This window comes from Streptomyces sp. NPDC020362 (genome assembly GCF_040642095.1).
In the GTDB taxonomy this organism is placed as follows: domain Bacteria; phylum Actinomycetota; class Actinomycetes; order Streptomycetales; family Streptomycetaceae; genus Streptomyces.
Genome location: NZ_JBFAET010000229.1, coordinates 7,117 through 11,056, shown reverse-complemented (window position 1 = coordinate 11,056; position 3,940 = coordinate 7,117). Strand labels below are relative to the sequence as shown.

Sequence of the window (3,940 nt, the reverse complement as noted above, 5' to 3'; positions counted from 1 at the left end):
AGACGTTCGACCCAGGCACACCCATCGCCGCACTGTCCCGCTTCGACGACCACCAGGAGATCTGGGCCGTCCGACCCGACGGCGGAATCTACGGCAACTGGTGGGGCGGCGAGAACGCCAACTGGCACAGCTGGTACCGACTTTTGTCTCCGCATGACAAGATCGACATCCGGTGGCGAAGTTGGGGCGCAGCCGACGGGCCTTTCGGGCAACCGATAGGTCCAAAGGAGGACACTCCCGGCCGGAACGGAGTCCACCAGCTTTTCGAACGTGGTGAGATCACCTCATCCATCGATGAAGACATGGTGGTAAGCGTCTTCAGGCTTCGCAACGAAGCATGCTTCGAATGGTCACGACCCCACTTTGCCCACGACTACTTCGGGTACGACATTACGTACAACGACGTTCCACAGGGGCAGGCCGCCACGCAGTTCCGCTCTCATAAGCGGGGCCGTATACGCAGATGGGTCAGGCTGCAGGGCTTTGGCGACTATGGCTTCACCGTCAAGAGCTGCACCTCACCCCTGGTCGGCTCGGACACATGCCGGGGCTACACCATCCCCGTACGAGTGCAGCTCGGGGAAGCGACGGAAACCCCCAACCCTGGAGGGCCACCGGTCAACGGGCTGATCGCGGAACGCTGGCACGAACTCGGAGCATGGGCCGGCCCGCTCGGGAAACCGGTCGCAGACGAAGTAATGAGCGACACCGGACGTGGACAGCTCTTCGAGAACGGCGCCATCCAAACGGTACCCAAGTTCGGCCCGAATATGGTGGTCGCCGCCTACCAGCGGTTCGATTCAATCGAAGTCGACTGGGGCGGGGCAAACACCCCGTTCAACGCATTTCGTGTCGACGTTCATCTGGCCGGCGGGTATCCCATCGTCCAGAAATACATCTGGCTCCAGGACACCGAATTGGCACGCACGGGCATTGGCAGCGGACATCTCGTCCTGCGGGACGTCGTATCTGTCGGCGGCATCGGTAGCTATTTCTTCCTCATCTTCCCCGTGGAGACTTCAAGCCCCGTCCCGGATCCTTCCCTTTTCCCGCCCGCCTCCCCGCTAACCCACGAAACTCCGCCGGGTGCGACGCCAGCCATCAAAGTCGAGTTCCGGGACCCCAACGTTTTCCTCCCACACGGCTTCAACGCCCACATCGACGTCCCTGCCCTTGACGGCACCCCCGCCGGCGCCTACGCCAGCCACGGCCACCGCGTCAACGCCATCGCCCGCCACTTTGCCCGGCGCCGCCCCCTGGTCCTCCTGGACCAGCAGGAGGTCACGGTCGGCGAGAACGAGACCATCCAGCTGATTGCCCATATGCAGGCCGCATCCGAAGATGCCAGCTTCAGAACAGTGGGCGAGCTGCCCAGCCGCGTCCTCGCCCATGTCTTCATTCGTCGACTCAACCGTGGCCACGGACAAGTGGGTACAGACTTCGACGAGGGTCTCCTCGGCAGCCGCAAGGGCAACTATGACATGGCCCTCAAAGGACTCATGGTCGTCCTCTATCGCTACAAGCACCTACTCACCGAAGAAGAGATCGAAGACCTCCTCATAACACTCGTGCCCACCAAACTCAGCGGACCCTTGCGTCTCGCCCTCCATGAGTATGTATTCGCAACTGAGAACGCCCCGGAGACCGAGAACCACATCTTGATGATCGAAAGCACGAGATACTTGGTGAACCAGATGCTCTATGAGCGACTCGGAGATCAGCCGTTCGATAATTCCACCAACGGCCTGACAGCCTGGCTGCTCGACCATCTGCAGCAGTTCGCCAAACACGATTTCCTAGAATTCAATTCCAGGGTATACCAGCGCATGTCTTTGCATGCGCTGCTCAACCTTCACGAGTTCGCGACAGATAAGAACATCAGGAAGGCGGCCCGAATCATACTCGACTACAGCATGGTTAAATTCGCGGTCTCCAGCACGCGAATACGCCGAATCTCACCCTTCCGGCGAATGAAGGAGAATACTAACAATACAACGGATCATAAAGATCTGTTTACAGATCCTCAGGGCGATCCGCTCATCGCATTCTTCCATTGCTATGTCGGACCCACCGACCGCGACGGAAAGGCCACTCCCTGGTATCCAGACGCTCACACCTTCAACGCTGTGATCGGTGGCCTGTCAAGCTACCGTCCGCCCCCCGCCGCTTACATCCTAGCCTTGGAAAAATGGAAGGAACCTGGTCAGCACATTTTCAACCACGGCAAGCGACCGCAGCTGCATGAGGCTGATGAAGACGCTGACGGCGGCGTCGAAATATACTCGCGCTTCCCTTCGTTCCTTCTGACCGCCGGCGGCATGTGGCTCAACAGTGGCTACGGTAAAGACGAATTTACCAAATACAAGCAGGTCGCGATTGCACAGTCTACGACCCTGTTGATTACCCGCGCCTTCGATGTGACAGGTCGGCCCGAACTTGATCTCGAATTCTCCGATCTCATCCGCTTTGGTCGCTGGCCGGGTGAACGCTGGTGCAACAACACTGCCGTTCACCGGGGGTTCGCTTGCGGAGCCGACCTGGAAATCCCGGACAAGTGGCTGGACTTGACCGGCGCAGCGTGGGAGGACGGCTGGATCTTCCTCAACCTGAATGCCGACCTCCGGGACTACGGACCCCTCGGTGTATACGTCGCCTGCTATCGCACAGCTCCTGACCCCGACCAGGCAACGGAGCTCAACGTCGTCTTCAACGTATTCCCGAAGAACTTCGGCCTCCTCTACGCGGTCGAGGCTGACACCATCGATCCGGCCACGCACTCGCCTGTCCCGTTTGAGGCGTTCAAAAGCAAGGTCAAGGACAGCAATGACTTCCCCGATCCGTTGATGTGGAACGAGCACTACACCTTTCACACCATCGACGGTCCTACCTATGAGTTCTGGTTGCGCCCGGAGGCCAACAAGTGGGAGCCCCGGATCATCAAAGAGGACGGTGTTCTTCTCTACCCGAACGGGTTCGGCGGGCTTCCCTTGGTGTCTGGCCCTTACCTCTGGTCGAATGGCCACGAGGGACTGATCGCGTTCCATCATCCCGGCTGTGACCAGGGCCCCCTGGACTATGACATCCTCATGGACTACAGCAATCCACAATTTCCCAGCTACGCGGACAACTTCACCGCCTGCCCGAAGCCCTGGGCCGACCGTGCGCAGGCGTTGGCAGATTTTGCGGTAAAGCTCTGGAAAGAACAACGGCACAAGGAGGGAAACGATGCGCTAGACGAGAGCATCGCCATTTATCTCCGACTGGTCGCCGTCGACCCTCAGAAGTACCTCCCTCTACTCGGTGATAAACTACTCGATGCGCTAGCCCGCCACCGCGCAGACATGGGCGTAGAAAAGGCACAATCCATCGGTCGCTTGACAGTGAAGGTCTACGAACAGCTGGGAGGTCTTCGCCCCGCGGACTCACAGACTCCGGTCGACTACACGAATCTCGCAGCCTTCACGCCGAACACTTTTTGGTATGAGCCTGCCACGGGTGCTCTTTGCTCCGCCCTGTACTTCCTTGCCTACGCTCACCGCGAAGCCGACGACGTATCCGCCGGCGCTGCTGTCATGGTTCAGCGCGTCCGCCTCGTCGAACGTCTCACCCAAACCGACCCCAGCACCTACCAACTCCTGCTAGGCAAATGCGTGGTCAACCAGATGGTGTCCGATACCAAATGGCGTGCCGCATTGGGTCCAGAGGCCGCACTGTTCTGGGCACAGCGCGGAGTGCGGGTTTACGAGGAGTTGGCGGGCTTGCGCACGGCAGGCTCAACCGGCCCAATCGATTACGAGAACCTTTCCGCCTTCATGCCGAACACTTTTTGGTATGAGCCTGCCACGGGTGCTCTTTGCTCCGCCCTGTACTTCCTTGCCTACGCTCACCGCGAAGCCGACGACGTATCCGCCGGCGCTGCTGTCATGGTTCAGCGCGTCCG

At 59.6% G+C, this 3,940-nt stretch carries 1 protein-coding gene; it reads left to right on the top strand.

The genetic code is table 11. The annotated features are described in order from the left end of the window. The coding region (locus AB0H32_RS41740; RefSeq protein ID WP_361132724.1) for a hypothetical protein at nt 1–3,940 on the top strand (3,940 nt) is incomplete at both ends.